The organism is Streptomyces sp. DSM 15324, from assembly GCF_001514285.1.
Lineage (GTDB): Bacteria > Actinomycetota > Actinomycetes > Streptomycetales > Streptomycetaceae > Streptomyces.
This window is the reverse complement of the sequence record NZ_KQ949037.1, coordinates 132,042-154,523: the sequence shown is the minus strand read 5'-3', so window position 1 is coordinate 154,523 and position 22,482 is coordinate 132,042. Positions and strand designations below refer to the sequence as shown.

General features: G+C 74.4%; 21 protein-coding genes and 1 pseudogene. 11 read left to right on the top strand and 11 right to left on the bottom strand.

The features are described from left to right. Window positions 1-88: 88 nt before the first annotated feature. A complete protein-coding gene (locus tag AQJ58_RS35865; RefSeq protein WP_067258037.1) occupies window positions 89-1,285 on the bottom strand; it encodes an RNA polymerase sigma factor in 1,197 nt (398 codons plus the stop codon). Between the two features lie 9 nt (window positions 1,286-1,294). Next, window positions 1,295-1,645, bottom strand: a complete 351-nt coding sequence (locus AQJ58_RS35860) for a YciI family protein (protein ID WP_067258035.1) — start codon at window positions 1,643-1,645, stop codon at window positions 1,295-1,297. 101 nt (window positions 1,646-1,746) lie between these two features. Between AQJ58_RS35860 and AQJ58_RS35855 the strand changes: the two genes are divergently transcribed. Beyond that, window positions 1,747-2,799, top strand: a complete 1,053-nt coding sequence (locus AQJ58_RS35855) for an acyl-CoA dehydrogenase family protein (protein ID WP_067258032.1) — start codon at window positions 1,747-1,749, stop codon at window positions 2,797-2,799. Between the two features lie 64 nt (window positions 2,800-2,863). Here AQJ58_RS35855 and AQJ58_RS35850 read toward each other — a convergent pair whose 3' ends face one another. The 4 genes from AQJ58_RS35850 to AQJ58_RS44045 all read right to left on the bottom strand — a co-directional run bounded on the left by AQJ58_RS35850 (window position 2,864) and on the right by AQJ58_RS44045 (window position 5,379). Further along, entirely contained in the window at window positions 2,864-4,000 is a 1,137-nt protein-coding gene (locus tag AQJ58_RS35850) for an LLM class flavin-dependent oxidoreductase (protein WP_067258030.1), read from the bottom strand. A gap of 132 nt (window positions 4,001-4,132) precedes the next feature. After that, window positions 4,133-4,687 (bottom strand): NADPH-dependent FMN reductase, encoded by a 555-nt coding sequence (ssuE, locus tag AQJ58_RS35845; protein WP_067258027.1) that lies wholly within the window; start codon window positions 4,685-4,687, stop codon window positions 4,133-4,135. 295 nt (window positions 4,688-4,982) lie between these two features. After that, a complete protein-coding gene (locus AQJ58_RS46065; protein ID WP_350786652.1) occupies window positions 4,983-5,060 on the bottom strand; it encodes a putative leader peptide in 78 nt (25 codons plus the stop codon). 151 nt (window positions 5,061-5,211) lie between these two features. Further along, entirely contained in the window at window positions 5,212-5,379 is a 168-nt protein-coding gene (locus AQJ58_RS44045) for a hypothetical protein (protein WP_199844763.1), read from the bottom strand. Between the two features lie 223 nt (window positions 5,380-5,602). On the opposite strand from AQJ58_RS44045, the gene AQJ58_RS35840 reads away from it, so the two are divergent. The 3 genes from AQJ58_RS35840 (at window position 5,603) to AQJ58_RS35830 (ending at window position 9,439) form a co-directional block, all read left to right on the top strand. Continuing rightward, a complete protein-coding gene (locus tag AQJ58_RS35840; protein ID WP_067258024.1) occupies window positions 5,603-7,138 on the top strand; it encodes an SDR family oxidoreductase in 1,536 nt (511 codons plus the stop codon). Window positions 7,139-7,282: 144 nt separating this feature from the next. Then, window positions 7,283-8,656 carry a cryptochrome/photolyase family protein gene (locus tag AQJ58_RS35835; protein WP_067258020.1) on the top strand — a complete coding sequence of 458 codons (1,374 nt, stop codon included), beginning with the start codon at window positions 7,283-7,285 and terminating at the stop codon, window positions 8,654-8,656. A gap of 87 nt (window positions 8,657-8,743) precedes the next feature. Then, window positions 8,744-9,439 (top strand): type 1 glutamine amidotransferase domain-containing protein, encoded by a 696-nt coding sequence (locus tag AQJ58_RS35830; protein WP_067258018.1) that lies wholly within the window; start codon window positions 8,744-8,746, stop codon window positions 9,437-9,439. Between the two features lie 179 nt (window positions 9,440-9,618). Here the strand turns inward: AQJ58_RS35830 and AQJ58_RS35825 are convergent, their stop codons facing one another. Next, window positions 9,619-10,581 carry a MerR family transcriptional regulator gene (locus AQJ58_RS35825; protein WP_067258014.1) on the bottom strand — a complete coding sequence of 321 codons (963 nt, stop codon included), beginning with the start codon at window positions 10,579-10,581 and terminating at the stop codon, window positions 9,619-9,621. Between the two features lie 145 nt (window positions 10,582-10,726). Here AQJ58_RS35825 and AQJ58_RS35820 point away from each other — a divergent pair, with 145 nt between their 5' ends. Further along, window positions 10,727-11,326 (top strand): sigma-70 family RNA polymerase sigma factor, encoded by a 600-nt coding sequence (locus tag AQJ58_RS35820; protein WP_067258011.1) that lies wholly within the window; start codon window positions 10,727-10,729, stop codon window positions 11,324-11,326. A gap of 368 nt (window positions 11,327-11,694) precedes the next feature. Next, on the top strand, window positions 11,695-12,138 hold the full coding sequence (locus tag AQJ58_RS35815; RefSeq protein ID WP_067258008.1) for an SPW repeat protein: 444 nt from the start codon (window positions 11,695-11,697) through the stop codon (window positions 12,136-12,138). 83 nt (window positions 12,139-12,221) lie between these two features. Here AQJ58_RS35815 and AQJ58_RS35810 read toward each other — a convergent pair whose 3' ends face one another. Next, entirely contained in the window at window positions 12,222-13,664 is a 1,443-nt protein-coding gene (locus AQJ58_RS35810; protein ID WP_067258006.1) for a M6 family metallopeptidase, read from the bottom strand. Between the two features lie 250 nt (window positions 13,665-13,914). Here AQJ58_RS35810 and AQJ58_RS35805 point away from each other — a divergent pair, with 250 nt between their 5' ends. Continuing rightward, entirely contained in the window at window positions 13,915-14,178 is a 264-nt protein-coding gene (locus AQJ58_RS35805) for a GlsB/YeaQ/YmgE family stress response membrane protein (protein WP_067258003.1), read from the top strand. A 114-nt stretch (window positions 14,179-14,292) separates the two neighbouring features. Here AQJ58_RS35805 and AQJ58_RS35800 read toward each other — a convergent pair whose 3' ends face one another. After that, window positions 14,293-15,069, bottom strand: a complete 777-nt coding sequence (locus tag AQJ58_RS35800) for a GNAT family N-acetyltransferase (RefSeq protein WP_067257999.1) — start codon at window positions 15,067-15,069, stop codon at window positions 14,293-14,295. Between the two features lie 120 nt (window positions 15,070-15,189). On the opposite strand from AQJ58_RS35800, the pseudogene AQJ58_RS35795 reads away from it, so the two are divergent. Continuing rightward, window positions 15,190-15,696 (top strand): annotated as a pseudogene (locus tag AQJ58_RS35795) (nucleoside deaminase). 551 nt (window positions 15,697-16,247) lie between these two features. On the opposite strand, the gene AQJ58_RS45755 reads toward AQJ58_RS35795, so the two are convergent. Next, entirely contained in the window at window positions 16,248-16,958 is a 711-nt protein-coding gene (locus AQJ58_RS45755) for a chaplin family protein (protein WP_199844762.1), read from the bottom strand. 266 nt (window positions 16,959-17,224) lie between these two features. Here AQJ58_RS45755 and AQJ58_RS35785 point away from each other — a divergent pair, with 266 nt between their 5' ends. Next, on the top strand, window positions 17,225-18,892 hold the full coding sequence (locus AQJ58_RS35785) for an alpha/beta hydrolase (protein ID WP_067257994.1): 1,668 nt from the start codon (window positions 17,225-17,227) through the stop codon (window positions 18,890-18,892). Next, entirely contained in the window at window positions 18,893-20,356 is a 1,464-nt protein-coding gene (locus AQJ58_RS35780; protein ID WP_067257989.1) for an FMN-binding glutamate synthase family protein, read from the top strand. A gap of 35 nt (window positions 20,357-20,391) precedes the next feature. On the opposite strand, the gene AQJ58_RS35775 is transcribed toward AQJ58_RS35780, so the two are convergent. After that, window positions 20,392-21,162, bottom strand: a complete 771-nt coding sequence (locus AQJ58_RS35775; protein ID WP_067257986.1) for an alpha/beta fold hydrolase — start codon at window positions 21,160-21,162, stop codon at window positions 20,392-20,394. A 211-nt stretch (window positions 21,163-21,373) separates the two neighbouring features. On the opposite strand from AQJ58_RS35775, the gene AQJ58_RS35770 reads away from it, so the two are divergent. Next, window positions 21,374-22,468, top strand: a complete 1,095-nt coding sequence (locus AQJ58_RS35770) for a baeRF3 domain-containing protein (protein ID WP_067257983.1) — start codon at window positions 21,374-21,376, stop codon at window positions 22,466-22,468. Window positions 22,469-22,482 lie beyond the last annotated feature (14 nt).

Below are 22,482 nucleotides of genomic sequence, written 5' to 3'. Positions count from 1 at the left end.
CCGCGACCCCGGGGTTGGGACGGTGAGCGGTCAGCTCGGTGCACATGCCAGCCCTGCGCGGACCCCCAACACTTTCCCCGGGCAGCCACTACCCTCCGTGCAGGCTGTGCAGGCGCTTCTCCAGGTAGGCCCGCTCGGCCGGGTTCTCGGCCAGGCTGAGGGCGGACGCGTAGGCCCGGGCCGCCTCGGCGGGGCGGTCGAGACGGCGCAGCAGGTCGGCCCGGACGGCGTGGAAGACGTGGTAGCCGTCGAGTCCGAGCGCGTCCACCAGGGCGAGGGCGGGCCCCGGACCGTCGACCTCGGCGACCGCCACCGCCCGGTTCAGCGCCACCACCGGGCTCGGGGCCACGGCCGTCAGCTGGTCGTAGAGCCGCAGGATCTGGCGCCAGTCGGTGGCCTCGGCGGTCGGCGCGTCGCTGTGGACGGCCTGGACGGCGGCCTGGATCTGGTACGGCCCCGGCCGGCCGCGGCGCAGACAGCGGCGCACGAGGTCCTGCCCCTCGGCGATCAGCGCCCGGTCCCAGCGGCCCCGGTCCTGTCCGGGCAGCGGGACGAGGGCGCCGTGGGCGTCCCGGCGGGCGTCCCGGCGGGACTCGACGAGCAGCATCAGCGCGAGGAGTCCGGTGACCTCGGGCTCGTCCGGCATCAGCTCGGCGAGCAGTCGCCCGAGGCGCAGGGCCTCCGCGCAGAGGCCCGGATCACCCTCGTACCCCTGGTTGAAGATCAGGTAGACGACGGCGAGCACCCCGTTCAGCCGGTCAGGGAGGTCGGCGTCGCGGGGCACCCGGTACGGGATGCGGGCGTCGCGGATCTTCGCCTTGGCGCGAACCAGGCGCTGGGCCATCGTGGGTTCGGAGACGAGGAAAGCGCGGGCGATCTGCGCGGTGGTCAGACCGCCGAGGAGCCGCAGGGTGAGGGCGACCCGCGCCTGCGGGGCGAGCGCGGGGTGACAGCAGGTGAAGATCAGCCGGAGCCGGTCGTCGCGCACGGGGCCCTCCTCCGCGGGCGGCTCGGGGGCGTACAGCCGGGCCGCCTCGGCGTGCCGGGCGTCCCGGCCGGCCTCGCGGCGCAGCCGGTCGACGGCCCGGTTGCGGGCGGTGGTGATGATCCATCCCGCCGGGCTGGGCGGTCGGCCGGTCACCGGCCAGCTGCGCAGCGCCGTGGCGAAGGCCTCCTGGACCGCCTCCTCGGCGAGGTCGATGTCACCGAGGCGGCGGACCAGGACCGCGACGGCCCGGCCGTACTCCGCGCGGAACACGGCCTCGACGTCGACGGGGTCACCCATGGCCCGGCCTCAGTGACGGTCCACGAACGGTCGCACCTCGATGGGAAGCGTGGTGGCCAGGGCGGCCTTGCGGCCCCACTCCAGTGCCTCGTCCAGGTCGGCGGCGCGGATCAGGCACAGACCGCCGAGGTACTCCTTGCCCTCGGCGTAGGGCCCGTCGGTGACGAGCACGTCACCGTCCTTCGGCCGGAGCACGGTCGCTGTCTCGGGTCCGTGCAGACCACCGGCGAAGACCCAGGCCCCGGCGGCGCGCAGCTCGTCGTTGTAGGCCTCCACCCGGCGCATGATCCGGGCCATCTCCTCTGGCCCGGGCGGCGTCCCGCCGACCGGCTGGACCACGCTGAGCAGGTAGTGCTGCATGACGTCCTCCTTGGCGTCGTGTGCCGTTCTCTCACCTCCTACACGAACGGCACTCCCCCGGATCGACACCCGGAACCCCGACACGGGAAAGAATCCCGTCCATGACCGCACCGCACCCCCTCGTCACCCGCGCCCGCCGTCTCGCCGACGACCTCCTCGTCCCGCACGCCGAACAGGTCGACCAGGGCGAGGTACCGGTGGGCCACCTCACGGAGATCAGACGCTCGGGTCTGCTCGGGCTCAACGCGCCGAAGGAGTACGGCGGCGCCGAGGCGCCCGGCGCGGTGGTGCGGGAGACGGCGGAGATCCTGGCCGGGGCCTGCTGCTCGACCTGGTTCGTGCAGACCCAGCACCACACCCCGGTGCTGACCCTGGCCAGGAGCGAGGGCCCGGTGCGCGAGCGCCTCCTGGGCCGGCTGGCCACCGGCGAGCTGCTGTCCGGGGTCGCGTACGCCCATCTGCGGGCGCACCCCCGCATCCCCGTCCGGGCCGGCCGTGAGCGGGGCGGCTGGCGCTTCGACGGGAAAGTCCCCTGGTACACGGGCTGGGGCCTGAACGACGTCGTGCTCCTCGCGGGCGTCACCGACGCCGACGAGGCCCTCTTCGCCTTCGCCGAGGCCCGCGACCAGCCAGGCCTGCGCGCCTCCGCGCCGATGCGCCTGGCCGCCCTCACCGCGGCCCGCACGGTCTCCCTCGACCTGGACGGCCTGTGGCTGCCCGACGAGGCGGTGGCGCTGCGCACGCCGTACCGGGACTGGGCGGCGAGCGACCGTCTGAAGACGGTGAACGCCAACCCCGCGGTCTTCGGCATCGCGGAGGCGGCACTCCGGTTGGCGGACGAGGAGACGGCCGGCCGGCTGGGCCGCCGCCTCGCCCGGGTGCGCGCGGAGGCCTACACCCTGGCCGACGAGGCGAAGCCCCACGAGCACCTCGAAGACCGGCTGGCCCTGCGTTCCCAGGCCTACGCACTGATGCAGACGGCGACCACGGCGGCCGTGGTGACGGGAGGGGGCCGCGCGATGCTCCTGACGCAGCGGGCCCAACGCCTCGCGCGAGAGGGCCTGTTCCTCCTGGTCCAGGGCCAGACGGGAGAGTCCCGCCGCGCGCATCTGAACGCCCTGGGCCGTCAGGGGCGCGGGGAACCGCGCGCATAGCCGGCACGCCCCCGCGGCCGCCGGCGCACCCCTCACACCCCTCTCATCCGGCGAACGGCACCGGCTATAGCACGGGCACCGGCACCGAGGCCCCCCGATTCCCGTCGGGGTGCCGCCACACCCCTTCTCCGGCCAGCCGCGGCAGCACCCCCTCCCCGAACCAGTAGGCCTCCTCCAGATGCGGATACCCCGAGAGCACGAACTCCGAGATCCCCAGCGCCGCGTACTCCTTGATCCGCTCGGCCACCTCCGCATGGCTGCCCACCAGCGCGGTCCCGGCCCCGCCCCGCACCAACCCGATCCCGGCCCACAGGTTGGGATGGATCTCCAGTCCGTCCCGGCTGCCACCGTGCAGTGCGAGCATCCGCCGCTGGCCCTCGGACTCGCTGCGCCCGAGTCCGGCCTGGACGGACCTCACGGTCTCCGGATCGAACCCGTCGAGCAGCCGGTTCGCCTCCGCCCAGGCCTCCTCGGCGGTGTCCCGGGTGATGACGTGCAGCCGGATGCCGAACCGCGGAGCACGCCCTTCCTTCGCCGCGAGCCCCCTGATCCAGGCGATCTTCCCGGCGACCTGGGCGGGCGGCTCGCCCCAGGTGAGGTACACGTCCGCGTGCCGCGCGGCGACCTCCCCGGCGAGGGGGGAGGAGCCCCCGAAGTACACCTCGGGGACCGGGTCGGGCACCCGGGCCAGCCGGGCGTCCGCCACCCGGAGGTGCTCGCCGTCCAGGTCGACGGTCTCGCCGTCCCACAACCCCCGGACGATCTCCAGGAATTCGCCGGTACGGCGGTACCGGTCGTCCTTGTCGAGGAAGTCGCCGTAGGCCCGCTGTTCATGGCTCTCGCCGCCGGTGACCACGTTCAGCAGCAGCCGTCCGCCGCTGTGGCGCTGGAAGGTGGACGCCATCTGCGCGGCGAGCGTCGGGGAGACGAACCCGGGCCGGAAGGCGACCAGGAACTTCAGCCGCTCGGTGTGCCGGCTGACCATCGCCGTGGTCAGCCACGCGTCCTCGCACCAGGCTCCGGTGGGGGTCAGCACACCCACGAAGCCCAGGTCCTCGGCGGCCCGCGCGATCTGGCTCAGATAGCCGACCGTCGGCGGCCGGTCGCGTCCGGAGGCGGTGGCCGGGGTGCCGTGGCCGCCGCCGACGACATGCCGGCTGTCGCCGTTGGTGGGCAGGAACCAGTGGAAGGTGAGGGACACGTGGGGTCTCCGATCGAGAGTGCCGCCGAGTCGTGGGTGCGGGCGTCGCGCCCGTACCGGTGGGGGCCGTCTGCCGTCCTCGCCACGGGCCAGGACGGGGACCGTGGGCGAAGCGGGCGCCGGTGCGGTGCCTCAGCTCGCCGCGGCCAGGTACGGGGTGCGGCCGAGGGCCACGGAGAACTGGTCGACCACCTGGGCGAGCGCCTCGGCGGTGGCCGGGGCGACGGTGACCGTGCCGTCCTCGTGGGCGGCGATGTCCTTGTCGAGGGTGAACCAGCCCTGCACGATGTGCGCGGCGCCCATGGAGTTCAGGACGGGCCGCAGCGCGTAGTCGAGGGCCAGGACATGGGCGGTGGAGCCGCCGGTGGCCAGCGGCAGGACGGTCTTCCCGATCAGCGCGTACTGCGGGAGCAGGTCGAGGAGCGCCTTGAGGACTCCGGAGTACGACGCCTTGTAGACCGGGGTGCCGACGACCACTCCGTCGGCGCCGGCGAACAGTTCGGTGGCCTCGACGATCGCCGGGTGGCGGAAGTCCGCGCCGAGCAGTGCCTCGGCGGGGATCGTCCGGACGTCGAGCGGGATCACCTCGTGCCCCTGGGCGGTGAGCCGCTGGTCGAGGTGGCGCAGCAGACGGCCGGTGCGGGAGGAGGCGGACGGGCTGCCGGAGACGGACAGGACGGTGGCCATGGGTCCTCTTTCAGGCGTGGGTTCTTGCAGGCGACGATCCGTGCGGCGCTTCTGCTCGGGGGTGCCGGTGACGCCGGTGCGGAAGCCGTCGTCGTACGGGACGGGGTCCTCGAAGGCGGAGTCCTGGTCCCGCCCGCCTGGTGGACGGCGGCGCGACCGACGCGTCGCGGTCGACTTGTGTCGGCACGCGGCGCGGGCGCGGCGAATTCGGGCCGGACGAATCAGGCAGAAAAGGAGAATCAGGCAGGCAAGGAGAGGGGCGGCGGATCTCCGGAAAGGAGGAAGAACGGAGGGATCAGGCCGCGGCGCAACACGAGGCGCTGGAGACGCGCGCGAGGTCGACATGGCGTCGCCGCGTGAGGTCCAGTCGCATCGTCATGATGTCGATCGTGGCAGTCGCCGGTGAGGGCGGTCAATGGAGAACCCGACCGGTCTCGCATCGCGGACCGGGGAATGTCAGGGAGGTGGGTCGGGGAAGCGCGGGAGGAGGCCGCCGGAACGGGTGGTGACACCGGCTCCGGCGCTCACTCCTCGTCGTGCCCCGGGACGACCACGAGGAACGCGTCGGACTTCAGGTCCATGACCACGCTCGCCGGGCGGCCCTCGGCGCGCAGCCTCGCCGCGCACTCCTCGGCCGGCCAGGAGCCGCGGGGCGCTCCCGCGGGAAAGCGTTCCAGCACCGTCGCGGGCATGGGGCAGACACCTCCGGTTCGGGGTCCGTCGGGACGACTACGCCGCGTCTGCCCCGGATCGCTGCGGGCATGTTCACCCCAAGGCCACGGGTCCTCTCACGACACCCCCTCGCCGCCCCTGCCGTTCGGCCGATCGAGCGGCACCGGCGGGAGCCGCGCATCCGGGACGGCGTTCGGGCGGGAAGGAGTCATCAGGGGGCCGCACGAGAAGGACCGAGAGCACATGACGGCAGACGACGCCGGCGCCGGGCCCCTGTGTCTGGTGACCGGAGCCACGGGGTACATCGGCGGACGGCTCGTCCCGGAGCTGCTGGCGGCGGGCCTGCGGGTGCGCTGTCTCGTCCGTTCGCCCGGCCGGCTGCGCGACCATCCGTGGGCGGGCCGGGTGGAGGTGGTCCGTGGGGACGTCACGGACGCGGAGTCCGTCGCGGCGGCGATGCGGGGCGTCGGCGTCGCGTACTACCTGGTGCACGCCCTGGGCACCGGCGAGGACTTCGAGGAGACGGACCGGCGGGCCGCGCGGATCTTCGGGCGGGCCGCGCACGACGCCGGCCTGGGCCGGCTCGTCTACCTGGGCGGACTCACCCCGTACGGCGTCCCGGAGGAGCGGCTGTCGCCGCACCTGCGCTCGCGCGCCGAGGTGGGGCGCATCCTGCTCGGCTCCGGTGTGCCCACGGCCGTGCTGCGGGCGGCGGTCGTCATCGGCTCGGGGTCGGCGTCCTTCGAGATGCTGCGCTATCTGACCGAGCGCCTGCCGGTGATGGTCACTCCGAGCTGGGTGCACACCCGGATCCAGCCGGTCGCCGTGCGGGACGTGCTGCGCGCGCTGGTCGGCGCCGCGCGCATGCCGCCCGAGGTCAGCCGGGCCTTCGACATCGGCGGCCCCGACATCCTGACGTATCGCGAGATGATGGAGCGCTACGCCGCCGTCGCGGGGCTGCGGCACCGGCTGATCCTGCCCGTGCCGATGCTCTCCCCCGGTCTGTCCAGCCACTGGGTCGGACTGGTCACCCCGGTTCCGGCGTCGATCGCCCGGCCGCTCACCGAGTCGCTGCGCCACGAGGTGGTGTGCCGTGAGCACGACATCGCCCGGTACGTGCCGGATCCGCCGGGTCATCCGATGGGCTTCGACGAGGCGCTCCGGCTCGCCCTGCGGCGGGTGCGCGAGGCCCGGGTGAGCACCCGCTGGTCGTCGGCCTCGCTGCCGGGAGTGCCCAGCGATCCGCTGCCCACCGACCCCGACTGGGCCGGCGGGAGCCTCTACTGCGACCATCGCGAGCTGGGGGTGGACGCCCCGCGCGCCTCGCTGTGGCGGGTGATCGAGGGCATCGGCGGCGACAACGGCTGGTACTCCTTCCCGCTCGCCTGGGCGGTGCGGGGCTGGCTGGACCGGCTCGCGGGCGGGGTGGGGCTGCGCCGGGGACGCCGGGACTCCGCCCGGCTGCGGGTGGGCGACTCGCTGGACTTCTGGCGGGTCGAGGAGATCGAGCCGGGGCGCCTGCTGCGGCTGCGGGCCGAGATGCGGCTGCCGGGTCTGGCCTGGCTGGAGATGTACGCGGAGACGGACGGCTCCGGGCGCACCCGGTTCCGGCAGCGCGCCCTGTTCCATCCGCGCGGGCTGCTCGGCCACGCCTACTGGTGGAGCGTGTCGCCCTTCCACTCGGTGGTGTTCGGCGGCATGGCCCGCAACATCGCGCGGGCGGCCCTCGCGGACGCGGCGGCGAGGACGGGCGAACACACGCCCGTCGGCCGAGGGTGAAGGCACGCCCACCGGCCGAGGGCGAACCCACGCCCACCGGCTGACGCCGAACCCACGCCCACCGGCTGACGGCGGGCGCATCCGCCGGGCCCCGTCGCGCGGAAGCGCCTGGCAGTCCGACATCCTCTCGTCCCGGAGCCCGCCATGAACGTCTCGGTCGTCCTGTTCACCTCGGATCTGCGGCTGCACGACCACCCTCCGCTGCGCGCGGCCCTCGACGGCTCGCGCGAGGTGGTCCCGCTGTTCGTGCGCGACCGCGCGGTGGACGGCGCGGGGTTCGCCGCGCCGAACCGGCTGGCGTTCCTCGCCGACTGTCTGCGCGATCTGGACGCGGGGCTGCGGCAGCGCGGCGGCCGGCTGGTGCTGCGGTCCGGGGACCTGGTGGAGGAGGTGTGCCGGGTGGCCGCCGAGGCGGAGGCCGACGAGGTGCACCTGGCGGCGGACGGGAGCGCGTTCGCCCGGCGCCGTGAGGAGCGGCTGCGGCGTGCGCTGGAGGGGGAGGGGGTGCGGCTGCACGTGCACGGCACGGTGACGACCGTGGTGGATCCCGGTGTGCTGGCCCCGGGCTCCTCGGACCACTTCGCGGTCTTCACGCCGTACTTCGGACACTGGTCGCGGCAGCGGCCGCGGGACGTGCTCGGCGCGCCGCGGGCGGTGCGGGTGCCGGAGGGCGTCGGCTCGGAGGAGCTGCCGGACCGCAAGAGCCTGTCGGGTCTGTCGCCGGCCCTGGCCGAGGGCGGCGAGACGGAGGCGCGTGCGCGCCTGACGGCGTGGCTGCGCTCGGACGTCCCGGCGTACGAGGACCGCCACGACGACCTGGCCGGCGACGCCACCTCACGGCTCTCGCCGCATCTGCACTTCGGCACCCTCTCCCCCGTCGAGCTGGTGCACCGGGCGCGCGCCGCGGGCGGGCCGGGCGCCGAGGCGTTCGTACGGCAGGTCGCCTGGCGCGACTTCCACCGTCAGGTGCTGGCCGCGCGGCCGGCGGCGGCGCTCGCGGACTACCGCACCAAGCACGACCGCTGGCGTACGGAGCGCACGGCGGGCCGGGACGTCGAGGCGTGGCGTGCGGGCCGTACCGGCTATCCGGTGGTGGACGCGGCGATGCGGCAGCTGCTCCACGAGGGCTGGATGCACAACCGGGGGCGGCTGCTGACGGCGAGTTTCCTCACGAAGACGCTGTACGTCGACTGGCGGATCGGCGCCCGGCACTTCCTGGACCTCCTGGTGGACGGGGACGTGGCGAACAACCAGCTCAACTGGCAGTGGATGGCCGGGACCGGCACCGACTCCCGGCCCAACCGGGTGCTCAACCCGGTCACCCAGGCCAAGCGCTACGACCCCGACGGGGCGTACGTCCGGCGCTGGGTGCCCGAACTGGCGGGCCTGGAGGGTGCGGCGGTGCACGAGCCGTGGCGGCTGCGGGGGCTGGACCGGGCGGGCGTCGACTACCCCGATCCGATCGTGGACCTCGCGGACGGCCTGGCCCGCTTCAAGCGGGCGCGCGGCCGCGACTGAGCCGTTCACCGTCCGGGCGGCGCGCGCCCGCCCCGCCGGACTAGATTCGAGGGGCACGACGCCCGCGACATTCCGGAGGCACCCCCCATGGCCAAGATCCTCTTCGTGATGACCGGCAGCGACCGCTGGACGCTCGCCGACGGCACACCCCACCCGACCGGATTCTGGGCGGAGGAGGCCGTCGCCCCGTACGGCGTCTTCCGCGCGGCGGGCCACGAGGTGGTGGTCGCCACGCCGGGCGGTGTGGTGCCGCCCGTGGACAAGGGCAGCCTGGCCGCCGAGGCCAACGGCGGGCAGGAGGCGGCCGACCGGGTCGCCGCGGCGCTCGCCGGGATGGACGAGCTGGAGCGGCCGGTGCGGCTGGAGGACGTGGATCCCGCCGACTACGCGGTGGTGTTCTATCCGGGCGGGCACGGCCCGATGGAGGACCTGGCCGTCGATCCCGTCTCCGGCCGTGTGCTGATCGCGGCACTCGACTCCGGCAGGCCCCTCGGGGTCGTCTGCCACGGTCCGGCCGCGCTGCTGGCGGCGGTGCGGGAGGACGGTTCGAACGCGTTCTCGGGCTACCGGGTCGCGGCCTTCACCAACGCCGAGGAACGGCAGGCCGGACTGGCCGAGCGGGCCAAGTGGCTGCTGGAGGACCGGCTCACCGAGGCCGGTGTGGACGTGCGGGTGGGCGAGCCGTGGGCGCCGCACGTGGTCGTCGACCGCAACCTGGTGACGGGCCAGAACCCGGCCTCGTCGGCCCCGCTCGCCCAGGAGCTGCTGAAGCTGCTCGGCTGAGCGCGTGCGGCCGGCTGACGGCCGTACACGTGACCGGCTGAGGGCCGTACGCGTGACGGCCGTACACGTGACCGGCTGAGGGCCGTACGCGTGACGGCCGTACACGTGACCGGCTGAGGGCCGTACGCGTGACGGCCGTACGCGTGACCGACTGAGCCGTTGACCGGCCGAGCGGCGCCTCACCCGGCGTCGTACACGGCCGCCAGCGTCTCCAGGGCGTCGCCCAGCGCGGTGGGGCGGGGCAGGCCGGGGGAGCGGCCCGCCCAGCCGGGGCCGCCGAGCACCACGGACGGTGTGCGGCGGGCCCCGCGCACGCCCCAGCGGGTCGCCGCGAGATGACGGGCGAGGGCGAGGCTCGCCGTGGAGCGGGCCTGGGCCCACAGCACGACGGCCACCGGGCCCAGCCGCTGTACGGCCGCGGACAGCGCCTCCGCGGGCACGGCGGCGCCGAACATCCGGGTGGGCACGTCGAGCCGGCTGAGTCCGGCGTTGAGTGCCTCCAGCGGCAGGGTGTGCTCCTCCCCCGGCACGCAGGCGAGGAGCACCGGCCCCGGCCCGCCCGTGTCGCCGGGCACGGCGGGCCGGGTGGCGCGGCGCAGGGCCGTGGAGACGTGCCAGGACAGCAGGTGTTCGACCTCGACGTACCGGTCCCCGGACGAGGCCCACTTGCGTCCCACGGCGTGCAGGGTCGGCACCATCACCTCCTGCCAGGCGGCGGTCAGTCCGTGCCGGTCGACGGCCTGCGCCAACTGCTCGGCGACGGCCGGCGCGTCGAGCCGTACGGCGGCGCGGGCGAGGCCCCTGCACTCCTGCCGGACGTCACCGTCCAGCGGGAGCTCACGGGTCTCCCGGGACCGTTCGCCCACCTCCTCGGCCGACCGGACCGGGAGCGGGCCGGCACCTCCCTTCGCGACGCGGGCCGCCTCGGCGGGCGAGACCCCGGCCGAGGTGAGCCGGCACATCGTCTCCAGCACGGCCACGTCGTCCGGGCGCCAGCGGCGGTGCCGGCCGTCGCCGCGCACGGCGGGACCGATGCCGTAGCGCCGGTCCCAGGAGCGCAGGGTGGTGGGTGCCACGCCCAGGCGGCGGGCCAGGGCGCCGGTGGTCAGTGCGGTGTCGTCGGAGGCGGTGGACTCGCTCATGTGCCGACTTTACGGCCGATACGACGCAGAAACGACGCGTGTTGAGGGGCACCCGGTGCCCCTCGGACGATGACCTCACGGGGCCACGCCCCGCAGGACGTCCCGCACGGTCCGGGACGGTCGCCCGAGGTGAGGAGCCGTCGTCATGAGCCCGCTGCCGTCCACCGCCCTCCCCGACGCGCCCGCGACCGGCGCGGAGCCGCTCGACGACGCGGAGATCGCCCGCGGGCTGATGGCGGGCGACGAGGCCTGTCTGGCCGCCGCCTACCGGCGCTGGTCCGCGCTCGTGCAGACGCTGGCCTGGCGGTCCCTGGGGGACGCGAGGGAGGCCGAGGACGTCAGCCAGCAGGTGTTCCTGGGCGTGTGGCGGGGCCGGGCGGGCTACCGTCCCGAGCGCGGCACCCTCGGCGGCTGGATCGTGGGGATCACCCGCCGCCGGATCGCCGACACCCTGGCCGCGCGGACCCGCCGGCTCCGCCTCGTCGCCGCCGCCGGCTCACAGCTCGCCCTCACCGACCCCGACCGGGACCGGCCCGAGGCCGCGCTCGACCGTGTGCTGGTGCGCGGCGAACTCGCCCGGCTCCCCGCGCCGCAGCAGCGGGTGCTGCGGCTGACGTTCTACGAGGACCTCACCCAGACCCAGATCGCCGAGCGCACCGGCTGGCCGCTCGGCACGGTCAAGAGCCACGCGCGGCGCGGTATGCAGCGGTTGCGGGTCCGACTGGAGCCGACGGGCGAGTCCTGACCCGGCCGGCCCCCGCCGCAGCGGGAGACCGAAACTCTTTTCGACGCACAAACGCTGCACGTGCCGTGACCCCCGTCGTAGCCGTCGGATCCCTCTCCCCCGCACCGCGCCGCATCCGGATCCCGCCCTCGCCCGGAAGTACCGTTCGGCCGCACCTCCACGTCCCCTCGAGTGCGGCCGGCGGGAGAGCGGCCCCTCCCGCCGCCCCCGGGGAGCGTCGGCGCTCTCCGGGGGCGCTCCACGCCCGGCGCACGCGACTGTTCCGACCTCTACACATAAAGGGCGAATAAGCGCAGAATGTCTGTGCGCGGCGCTTACCGCACACCGCACCAGACGCGGTCAGGCCTGCCACCCCAAGGAGACGAGTGATGGCCAACGTCTCGCCAGACAGAAGCGACATATCGACCCACCCCGACGTATCCGAGATGCGCGCACGCTACGAGGCCGTGCTCGGCGGCGGCCGCGACGTGGCGCTCGTGGACGGACCGGTGTTCCTGCTCGGTCTGTACTGCGCCGTGTCGCCGTGGGTGCTCCACTACACCACCAGCCAGCCCGACCTCATGACCCACAACCTGCTCGTGGGCATCGCGATCGGTCTGCTGGGCCTCGGATTCACCGCCGCTCCGGCCAGGATGTACGGCCTGAGCTGGGCCATGTGCGCACTCGGCGTGTGGATGATCATCGCGCCGTGGGTCGTCGGGACCAGCCCGGACGCCGGCGTCGTGGTCAACAACATCATCATCGGCGCGCTGGCCGTGGTCCTCGGGATGATGTGCGCCTTCACGGCGGCCAGGAGCGCCCCGCGGGCGTAGCCCCGCCCCCACCGGAACCGGAAAGGCGGCCCGGCCGGCCCGCACAGGCGGATCGGCCGGGCCGGGTCCCGCACGGGAGGCCGTCAGCTCACGTTGAGCGCCGTGTCGTCGATGACGAAGGACGTCTGGAGCGCGGAGCCCTCGGTGCCGGTGAACTTGAGCGTCACGGTCTGGCCGGCGTAGCCCGCCAGGCTGAAGCCGCGCTGGGTGTAGCCGCTCGCGGCGTTGAGGTTGGAGTAGGTCGCGAGCGTGCCGAGGACCGTTCCGGAGCTGTTGAGCACCTGGACCTTCAGCGTGTCGTACGCGGTGCTGGTGGTGGTCTCCGCCGTGTCGACGTGGAGGTAGAAGCTGAGCGCGGCGGTGGTGCAGCCCGACGGAATGGTCACGGACTGGGAGAGCGTGTCGGTGGTGGTGGAGCCGTATCCGTCGAGCCAGGCGTAGTACGAGCCGGTACGGGCCGACTGGCTGGCCGAGTTCGTGACGACCCCGCTGGTCGCGCTCCAGGTGCCGGCACCGGACTCGAAGCCGTTGTTGCCGAGGAGCTGGGCCGGGGTGCAGGTGCCGGAACCGCCGCCACCGCCGCTGCCGCTCCCGCCGGCGAGCCACGCGGTGGCGTTCAGGGCGAGGGCGGCGTTGGTGGCGCCGGAGTCGTTCCAGCCGTCGTAGAGCGTGTTGCCGGACTGACCGGTGCCGTCGTCGATGGGCGAGCTGTCGCCCCAGAAGGCGACCCGGCCGCTGCCGAAGGTGCTCGTGACGAAGAAAGCGCCGGTGTTGCCGGAGTAGCCGGTGCGGTAGAGCAGGCCCTTGACGCCGGAGTTGTCGGCGGGCTTGAGGGTCGCTGTCGTGCCGCTCGCGATCAGGCTCTTGCTCACGGTGCCGAAGGAGCCGTGCAGCACCGGATCGGTGCTGTCGCTGATGGCCGAGGGGTGGTCCGAGCTGATACTGAGGGAGTCGATCGAGAAACCGAACGGGTCGGTGGAGTCGACGCTGTTGTTCGTCATCAGGTCGTTGAGGATTTCGACCGCGTCCTCGCCGTCGTTGTTGCGGTCGGCGCCGGTGTGGTCGGAGATCATGAACAGACCGCCGCCGTTCTTCACGAAGTTCATGATCGCCGTCTTCTCGGCGGTGGTGAACAGCGTGTTGGGCTCGGGCAGGACCAGCGTGTCGAAGTGCGAGAGGTCGGTCGTGGAGGAGCCGCCGTAGGTGAGGGCGCCGGTGGCGGTCTTGAGGCTGTAGTCGCCGGTCTTCTGCAGGGCGACGCCCCACGACGACAGCGCTCCGGTCCAGTCCGTCTCCGAGGAGGGAGAGGAGTCCTGGGAGAGCGGGTCGGGCTTGCTGGTGGAGATGATCCAGTCCGCGTTGCCCGCCTCCTCGGCGTGGCCGTCGTCGAAGAGGATGCGGTGGGGGGTGGCGGCGTGGGCGGGGGTGGCGGTCGTGGTGACCAGGAGCGCGGCTCCGGTCGCGAGCAGGCCGAGGCCGGCCAGCAGCGTGGTGACCTTGCGGGGGCGTCTCGGTGATCGGGGCATCCGGCGAACCTCCGTGAGGGGGTGGGGAGAGGGGCGGGTGCGGCGGCGATCTGCGCGCGTAGACGTCGCAAGGAAGGGTTCTACACGCGTGGACTGCTGGAAAGGTACATGACAGGGCGGCGCCGTGAACATCAAGCGCGGGCAATAACGTGCGCGAAAACGCCGGCGACGGGACCGGAACCGACTGCCCCACGGCGGAGCGGGCACAAGCCAGTCGACGGGCTCTCACCAAGACCAAGGAGGGGCGGAGATGGAGATAGACGGCATCATCAGTGCCATCTTCATCGGCATCATCATCGGTGTGCTCGGACGACTGGTCGTCCCGGGCCGCCAGCGGATCGGCGTGCTGTGGACGATCGCGGTCGGCATCGTGGCCGCGCTGATCGGGTCGGCCCTCGCCTCGGTCCTGGGCGTGGCCGACACCAAGGGCGTCGACTGGATCGAGTGGCTGATCCAGATCGGCCTCGCGGCGTTCGGGGTGACGGCGCTGGACCGGGCGAAGACCCGCCGGTGAGCGCGCCGGGGCCGGGGCGGGCGCCGGTCCGCGCCCTCGCGTGCGACTCACCGCCCGTCCCGGCCCGCCGACCGCCGCTCATGGCGTGACCCCGGGACCGGGGAGCGAGCGCGGCTACGGCGTGTAGATGTACGGCGTCGTCGTGGTCAGCGCGGCGAAGCCCAGGCGTTCGAGGATGGGGCGGCTCTCGTCGGAGGCGTCCACCTGGAGATAGCGGTAGCCGCGCTCGGCGGCGATACGGGCGCGGTGGGCGATCAGAGCGCGGTAGACGCCGCGGCCGCGCCACTCCGGTGCGGTGCCCCCGCCCCACAGGCCCGCGAACCGGGTGCCGGGCACGAATTCCAGGCGCGCCGAGCTGACCGGTTCGTCGCCGGCCAGGGCGACCAGGGCGACGATCGTGTCCGGGTCCGCGGCGAGCCGGGCGAGCACGAGGTCCCGCAGGAAGGAGCCGTCGTGGCCGAAGGCCCTCTCGTTGGCCGCGACCATGAGCTCGACGCCCGCCCCGTCGGTCACCCGCTCGATCCGCACGCCCTGCGGCTGCGGCACGTCGATGAGCTGGTCGCTCGTCTCACCGATCATGAGCGTCTCCTCGGGTTCGGCGGTGAACCCGGCCTCGCTGAGCCGTCGCCCCAGGTCGGCGGGGCGGTCGTGGCCGTAGTGCTTCCACTCGAACTCCGCCCCCCGCGCCGCGAAGAAGGCGACCTGGGCGGCGATCGCGGCATCCGCGTCCGCGTCGTCCAGGTCCGACCAGAGGACGCCGTTCCAGCCGCCCTCGCCGCCGACGTGGCGCACCACGCCCCCGGTCCGTTCGATCCGGGCGTCGGAGCTTTCCGGGCGGGCGCCTTCGCGCATGTCCCGGTCGTACAGGGCGAGTACCGCGGCATGATCCATACGGCCCACTCCAGCATGCCGGTGCCGGGCCCACAACGGAATTACGGCGTCCTGCCGCGCCGTACCGCCTGGGCTGTGCGGAGCCGAAGATCGTCAAGCGCGCGAGGAGGGCCGTGCGGCATGCCCGTGGAGAGCGGGCTGCGGTGTCTGCGCCGCTGTGCCGAGCCGGCCGCCGAGGCGCTCGGGGCCGGGGACGAGCCGCTCGGGTCGGTGCCGGCCGGCGGGACGGGCCGAGGCTCACCGGGGACCACGACCGGGTGACGGGCGGCGACCGCACCCGGCACCCGGAGTTCGAGCCGGCCCGCTGGTCGGCGGCCCGGCCGACCCCCGAGGAGCGGGCGGCGGCCACGGTCCACACCTCCGGCGAGCACTGCCCGATGTGCGCGGCCGCGCATGCCTGGTTCGGCCTCGGCCGACGCATGCCTGGGTCGGCCTCGGCCGGGTCGTCCACGTCGCCTCGTCCGCCCAGCCCAGCTCGTCACCTGGCTGGAGGAGTGGGGAGCGGCGGCAGCGCCGGTCAGGCCCCTGCCGGTGCGCGAGGTGGCCGCCGAGGTGGCCGTGGAGGGCCCGGTACCGGACCTGACCGACGAGGTGCGCGCACGGCACCGGCGATTCCCCGGCGCCTGAGACCGGCGCCCGGCCGGCACGTCGCCCACCGGCGCCGCCGCGGTCGGCCGCGGGGCCGCCCGGCCCCGCGGCCCGGCTGACGACGGGTCCCACCGACGCCTCACGCGCGGCAGACGCGGCAGCCCCGGCAGCGCGACGGCACGGCAGCCCAGGCAGCGCGACAGCCCCGGCAGCGCGGCGGCACGGCAGCGCGACAGCACGACAGCCCCGGCAGCCCCGGCAGCCCGGCAGCCCCGGCAGCGCGACAGCACGGCAGCGCGACAGCCCCGGTAGCGCGGCGGCAAGGCTGCCCCGCAGGACGGCACGACGGCACGACGGCAGCCCGGCGCGACGCCAGCCCGGCGCGACGCCAGCGCGGCACCACGAAGATTCCCGCGTGCGGGTGACATGCCGCGCGTCCCCCGGTCACGCTCGGTGCGCACCGCAGGTCCCCGATGGCGGGGGCCTGCGGGTCGGCGCGGCGAACCTTCCGGAGGAGGCTGGTCAGCCGGCAGGCGGCGGCGAGGGGCCACCCTCAGCCGTCGACCGACGGCAGGCGCGGCCTCGCGCGGTCAGCCCTGGGCGCCCGGGCGGAAGCGGCGGTAGAGGACCGCGCCGGCCAGGACCAGGGCCGCGCTCCCGGCGAGGGCGGGCACGGTCGCGTCGGCGCCGGTGTGGGCGAGCGAGGACACGGTCCGGTGGGAGGCCGGGGTCTGCGGCGCCCGGGAGTGCGGGACGGTCTTCGGGCCCGGGGCGGGACGCTGCGGCTCGGGCTCGGGGGCCGAGGGCTGGCGCGTGGGCGGCACCGGCGTGCTCGGACGGCTGGGCTGCGCCGGGTGCCGTGGCTTGTCGACCGGGCCGTTCACCGACTGGTTGCCGAACACCGGGTTGAGGACCCCGACGACGTCCACGCTGTTGCCGCTGGCGTTCAGGGGCAGGTCGACCGGCGTCTGGAGCCCGTTGCCCGAGACGGCTCCGGGCGAACCGGCCGTGGTGCTCGTCGCGCCCGCCCCCGACGCCGGGGCGTGCTTCGGCGCGGCCCCCTTGTTGGCACAGCTGTTGCCGAACGCGGGGTTCAGCAGGCCCACCAGGTTCACGGTGTTGCCGCAGAGGTTGACCGGGAGGTGCACCGGAAGCTGCACGCCGTTGCCGGAGGCCACGCCGGGCGAGCCGACCGCCGTACCGGCGGCGGAGGAGTCGGCGAACGCCGGCATCGTCACGGCGGCCATCGCGCCGGAGGCTGCTGCTACGGCGAGCACACCGTTTCGGGTAGCCCGTCTCATGGGTCCCTGCCTTCCATACATGCCATACAGGTCGCGGGCACTCGCCCGCACCAGGTAAAACGCGGGCGAACCGAACGAGTTATGCCCAAACCGTCATTCACCCCATCGGGCGCCCCCGGTCGAACGGCCTCGCGCCCCGTGGCACCGGTCCCCGCGAGGTCTCCGGGCGGCCCGCCGTCCGTCCGGAGGCGCGCCTTGTGGAGGCCGCCTATCGTGATCCGGGACGCCGGTCCCCGGTCCGCTGCGGGGCGTCCCTGGAGGCATTGATGCTGGCCATGCTGTCGACGCGGCGCCGCCGCGCCCTCGCCACGGGCGCCGCGCTCACCCTGCTGGGGACGGGACTGCCGACGGCCGCCGCGGCGGCCGGGGACGACCGGTCGGGCCTCGACCGGTTCTACGACCAGAAGATCTCCTGGTCGGCCTGCGACCTCGACGGCGTGCCCGAGGACCTCCAGTGCGGCAAGGTGACCGTGCCGCTCGACTACGCGCACCCCGCCGCCGGCTCCCTCGACCTGGCGCTCGCCCGCTACCGGGCCACCGGCGACAGACAGGGCTCGGTGCTGCTGAACTTCGGCGGCCCCGGGGGCGCGGGGGTCCCCGGACTCGCCTACGGCGGCAAGGACTTCCTGGAGCTGACCGACGGCTACGACGTGGTGACCTTCGACCCGCGGGGCGTCGGCCGCTCCTCCCCCGTCAGCTGCGGGGACACCGAGGAGGAGGACGAGGGACTGAGCGCCCTGGAGGACGACGCGGCCCTCGACGATCCCCGCGCGCTGCTGACGCGGCTGCGGCGGACCGCCGCCGACTGCGTACGGCATTCCGGGCCCGTCCTCACCCACATGGGCACGGTCGACGCGGCGCAGGACATGGACGTCATACGCCGGGCGCTGGGCGACCGGAAGCTCAACTACCTCGGCTTCTCCTACGGCACCCGGCTGGGCGCCGTCTACGCGGCCCGGTTCCCGGGCCAGGTCGGCCGGATGGTCCTCGACGGCGTCGACACCCTCACCGAGCCGCTCACCGAGCAAGGGCTCGCGGGCGCCCGGGGCCAGCAGGTGGCGCTGGACGACTTCGTCGACTGGTGTGTGAAGGACATCGCCTGCCCGTTCGGCACCGACGCCCGGACGGCCCGCGAGGAGGTGCTCCGCACGGTCCGCTCCCTCGACGAGGATCCCGTGCCGACGGACTCCGGTGACGACTTCACCGGACAGGACCTGGTGGCCGCCCTCGGCCAGGGCCTCTACAGCGAGGAACTGTGGCCCTCGCTGGAACGCGCGCTGGCCCGGCTCGTCGAGGAGGGCGACACCTCCGGCGTGCTGACCTTCACCACCGGCGGCGTCGCCTTCCCGGCCCGGTCCGCCCGGTCCGCCCCGTCCTTCGGAACTCGCGGCGTCGCCCTCCCGGCCCGGTCCTTCGGCGCCCGTGCCCCCGCCGCGGGCCCCGCCCCCTCCCCCAGCCCGCTCGTCGACGCCGAGGACGTCCCGCTCGACAACCTCCCGGCCGCGCTGATGGCGATCAACTGCGCCGACGACCCCGACCGCCCCACCGCCGAGCGGATCACCGCCGACCTGCGACGGCTGCGCGCCGACTACGACAAGGCGTCACCGGTGTTCGGCCGGTACCGCCTGTCCGAGGTCCTGCTCTGCTACGGCCGGCCCCGCGGCACCGACGTCATCCGGGAGAAGGTGAAGGACCTCGACACGCCGAAGATGCTTCTCGTCGGCACCCGCGGGGACCCGGCGACGCCGTACCGCTGGACCGTGGAGACGGCCGAGCGGCTGGGCGACGCGGCCGTGGTGCTCGACAACCGCGGTGAGGGCCACACCGGGTACGGCTCGTCCAAGTGCGTGCACCGCAAGGTCGACGACTTCCTGCTGTACGGCTCCCTGCCCCCCACCGGCAGTTCCTGCCTGCCCGACGAGGACGGCGGCTGAGTGCGCCGGTTCGCGCCGTGGCTGCTCGTCGTCCTGTGCGCGGCCGGGGCGCTGACCGCGTCCTGGACGGTGTCGGCCAGGTGGTGGTCGGCGGCCGGCCCCCTGCTCGTCCTGGCCCTGCTCGGCACCTGGGACCTGCTCCAGCGCCGCCGCGCGCTGCTGCGCAACCATCCCCTGGTGGGCCGTCTCGGTTACCCGGTGCGGGACGTCGCGCCCCCCGCTCCCGTCCCGCACGGCGGGCGGGAGTTCTTCGCGGCCTCGGCGGGCCCGGTCCCCCCGCCCGAGGAGGAGCCGAGGGTGCGCGTGGGCGGGCCCGACTGCGCGCTGCCGTACGACATGGCCCTGCTGAACGTGTCGGCGCTGAGCTTCGGGGCGCTGTCCGGCCGCGCGGTCCTGGCCCTCGGCCGGGGCGCGGCGCTGGGCCGTTTCGCGCAGGACACCGGCGAGGGCGGGCTGTCGGACCATCATCTGCGCGGGGGCGGCGACCTCGTCTGGGAGATCGGGTCGGGCTACTTCGGCTGCCGTACGCCCGACGGGGGCTTCGAGGAGCGGGAGTTCGCGGACCGTGCGGCGCTGCCCGAGGTGAAGTGCGTGTCGCTGAAGCTGTCGCAGGGGGCCGCTCCGGGCGGCGGCGGGGTGCTGCCGGCGGCCAAGGTGAGCGCGGAGATCGCACGGGAGCGGCGCGTGGTCCAGGGCGTGACGGTGGTCTCGCCGCCGGGTCACCGGGTGTTCTCGACGCCGCGTGAACTGGTGCTCTTCGTGGCCCGGATGCGGGAGCTGGCGGGCGGCAAGCCGACCGGGTTCAAACTGTGCGTGCGGTCGCGGCGGCAGTTCCTCGCGGTGTGCAAGGCGATGCTCGCGGAAGGCGTCACACCCGACTTCGTCGTGGTGGACGGGGCGGAGGGCGGGACGGGCGCCGGGCCGCCGGACCCCGCCGAACGGCCGGGGATGCCGCTCACCGAGGGGCTGATGACCGTGCACAACGCGCTGGTGGGCACCGGTCTCAGGGACCGGATCCGGATCGGCGCGAGCGGCGGGATCACCACCGGCGCGGACATCGTCCGGCGGCTCGCCCAGGGCGCCGACTACACCAACGCGGCCCGCGCGATGATGACCGCCGTCGGCTGTGTCGGCGCCGGCCGCTGCCCCACCGGCGCCTGTCCGGTCGGCGTCGCCACCCAGGACCCGTGGCGGGTGTGGGCGCTGCACGTCGGCGACAAGGCCCGGCGGGTGCGGCACTACCAGCGGGCGACGGTCCGCGGCGCCGTCCGGATCATGGCGGCGCTGGGCGTACGCGATCCGGGCGGGCTCACCCCCGCACATCTGCTGCGCCGTACGGACGCGGGGACGGTCCGTTCCTACGCCGAGCTGTACGAGTGGCTGGAGCCGGGAGCCCTCACCGCCGGACCGCCCGCAGGCTGGGCGGCCGACTGGGCGGCCGCGGACCCGGACGCCTTCGGCTGACCCGCCGGAACGCGCCGGGGCGCCCGGGCGCCGGTTCAGCCCACGAACGCGGCGATCGCCGCCGTCAGCTCGGCCGGCTTCTCCACGGGGAGTTCATGGCCGGCGTCCAGGATGCGGACAGTGGCGTCCGGGTACGCCTTGGCCATCCGGAGCATCTGCCGCACCGGCAGCTGGATGTCGTGGTACCCGTGGATCATGAGAGTGGGGGCCTTGATCTCCCCGACCCGGTCCAGGACGTCGAAGGCCCGCATGGCTCCGTACAGCGTCATGACCACCTCGCGCGGGGTGCCGGCGGAGGAGCCCACGTACCGGCGGATCTCTTCCCGGGGGAAGCCCGGCGCGAAGGCCCGCTGGATGTTGGCGGCCACGAACAGCTTGAAGGGGAGCAGGGTGGAGGCCGCCATCAGCAGGCCCCGGCCGCGGCTGTACGTCATCCGGGCGATGGAGTTCACCAGGACCATGCGCTCCACCCGGCCCGGGTGGGAGAGGGCGACGGTCTGGGAGATCATGCCGCCCATCGAGTGGCCGACCAGGACGCAGCGCTCGATGCCGAGGTGGTCGAGGAGGGCGAGGAGGTCCTTCGCCAGCTCGGCCACCGTCCTCACCCCTGCGCCGCCGCTCTCGCCGTGCCCGCGCAGGTCGAGGCGGACCACCCGGCGGGTCGCGGCGAAGTGGGCGACCTGGTGGTCCCAGCGGTGCCGGTTCGCCGTCCAGCCGTGCACGAAGACCAGCGGCGTCCCGCCGCCGTCGCGCGGTCCCTCGTCGTCGTACGCCAGCGGTGCGCCGTCGACTTCGAGCTGCGGCATGGGTGCCTCCTGCGGTGCGTCCCGGTTACTGACGCGTACGGTAACCGGCGGCCGGGGGCGTCGTCACGGTCGTACGCCGAGGAATTCCGGGACTTCCGCGAGCACCCCGGTCGGCACCCCGGTCGGCCTCGGCCAACGCGGCCGCCCGTCGACCGGTTGTGCGCGCATTACCCCGAATGCCCCATGGGTGAATCGGTCCTATGGTGCTCATATGGAGCACGCACTCAGCCCCGCGACCCTCTCCGAACTGCGCCGCCCGCGCCCCTATCCCGCGGTCTCCGTGCTGACCCCCACACATCGCCGGGAGCCGGACAACGCCCAGGACCGGGTCCGGCTGCGCAATGTCGTGGCCGAGGCGAAGAAACAGCTCGAATCCGACCCGGGCGTCACCCGCGAGCGGCGCGCCGACGTCGCCCACCAGCTCGACCGGGCGCTGGCCGAGGTCGACCTGACGTACACCGAGGACGGGCTGGTGATCTTCGCCGCGCCCGGGGAGCACCAGGTGTGGTCGCTGGGCCGTCCGGTGCCGGAGCGGGTCGTGCTCTCGGACACCTTCCTGACCCGCAACCTGGTCTCCGCGCAGGCGGCCGAGCGGCCGTACTGGGTGCTGTCGGTCTCCGCCGACCGGGTCACCCTGTGGAACGGCGGGCCCGAGCGGGTCACGGAGGAGCACCTGGGCGGTTTTCCGATGGTCCGCCGCCAGGAGAACTTCGACGCCGAGCGCCGGGAGCAGATCGGCGACACACCGAGCACCTTCCGCGACGAGGACACCCGTCACTTCCTGCGCGAGGCCGACCTCGCGATGAACCGGCTGCTGCGGCTGGCCGCGCGGCCGCTGTACGTCACCGGTGCGCAGGCGGCCCTCTCGGCCCTGGACGAGCTCGGCACGGTCACCCGCGCCGCGGTGCACGTCCCGCACGGCGGGCTGTCGCACGGCACCCCGGAGTCGGTGTGGCAGGCGGTGCGGCCGATGGTCGCCGCCGAGGCCCGCCGCAGCGTGGACACGGTCAGCCGTGCGCTCGAGTCGGCCCTCGGCCGCAAGGAGTTCGCGGCCGGGGTGGACGAGGTGTGGCAGAACGCCCGCGAGGGCCGGGTCCGGCTGCTCGCCGTCGAGGAGAACTACCGGGTGACCGTGCGCGACGACGGAGACCATCTGATCCCCGCCGCGAGCGGCGACCTCGACGCCCGCGAGGACATCGTGGACGAGATCGTGGAGCAGTGCCTGGAGACGGGCGCCGACGTGCGCTTCGTCCCGGACGGCACACTGGGGAACGAGGCCGGGATCGCGGGAGTCCTGCGGTACTGACCGCCCTGCGGTTC

Coding starts and splice junctions, on each gene's coding strand:
- AQJ58_RS35865 (WP_067258037.1), bottom strand. CDS start 1,285: ATGGGTGACCCCGTCGACGTCGAGGCCGTGTTCCGCGCGGAGTACGGC.
- AQJ58_RS35860 (WP_067258035.1), bottom strand. CDS start 1,645: ATGCAGCACTACCTGCTCAGCGTGGTCCAGCCGGTCGGCGGGACGCCG.
- AQJ58_RS35855 (WP_067258032.1), top strand. CDS start 1,747: ATGACCGCACCGCACCCCCTCGTCACCCGCGCCCGCCGTCTCGCCGAC.
- ssuE (WP_067258027.1), bottom strand. CDS start 4,687: ATGGCCACCGTCCTGTCCGTCTCCGGCAGCCCGTCCGCCTCCTCCCGC.
- AQJ58_RS46065 (WP_350786652.1), bottom strand. CDS start 5,060: ATGCGACTGGACCTCACGCGGCGACGCCATGTCGACCTCGCGCGCGTC.
- AQJ58_RS44045 (WP_199844763.1), bottom strand. CDS start 5,379: ATGCCCGCGACGGTGCTGGAACGCTTTCCCGCGGGAGCGCCCCGCGGC.
- AQJ58_RS35840 (WP_067258024.1), top strand. CDS start 5,603: ATGACGGCAGACGACGCCGGCGCCGGGCCCCTGTGTCTGGTGACCGGA.
- AQJ58_RS35835 (WP_067258020.1), top strand. CDS start 7,283: ATGAACGTCTCGGTCGTCCTGTTCACCTCGGATCTGCGGCTGCACGAC.
- AQJ58_RS35830 (WP_067258018.1), top strand. CDS start 8,744: ATGGCCAAGATCCTCTTCGTGATGACCGGCAGCGACCGCTGGACGCTC.
- AQJ58_RS35825 (WP_067258014.1), bottom strand. CDS start 10,581: ATGAGCGAGTCCACCGCCTCCGACGACACCGCACTGACCACCGGCGCC.
- AQJ58_RS35820 (WP_067258011.1), top strand. CDS start 10,727: ATGAGCCCGCTGCCGTCCACCGCCCTCCCCGACGCGCCCGCGACCGGC.
- AQJ58_RS35815 (WP_067258008.1), top strand. CDS start 11,695: ATGGCCAACGTCTCGCCAGACAGAAGCGACATATCGACCCACCCCGAC.
- AQJ58_RS35810 (WP_067258006.1), bottom strand. CDS start 13,664: ATGCCCCGATCACCGAGACGCCCCCGCAAGGTCACCACGCTGCTGGCC.
- AQJ58_RS35805 (WP_067258003.1), top strand. CDS start 13,915: ATGGAGATAGACGGCATCATCAGTGCCATCTTCATCGGCATCATCATC.
- AQJ58_RS35800 (WP_067257999.1), bottom strand. CDS start 15,069: ATGGATCATGCCGCGGTACTCGCCCTGTACGACCGGGACATGCGCGAA.
- AQJ58_RS45755 (WP_199844762.1), bottom strand. CDS start 16,958: ATGAGACGGGCTACCCGAAACGGTGTGCTCGCCGTAGCAGCAGCCTCC.
- AQJ58_RS35785 (WP_067257994.1), top strand. CDS start 17,225: ATGCTGGCCATGCTGTCGACGCGGCGCCGCCGCGCCCTCGCCACGGGC.
- AQJ58_RS35775 (WP_067257986.1), bottom strand. CDS start 21,162: ATGCCGCAGCTCGAAGTCGACGGCGCACCGCTGGCGTACGACGACGAG.
- AQJ58_RS35770 (WP_067257983.1), top strand. CDS start 21,374: ATGGAGCACGCACTCAGCCCCGCGACCCTCTCCGAACTGCGCCGCCCG.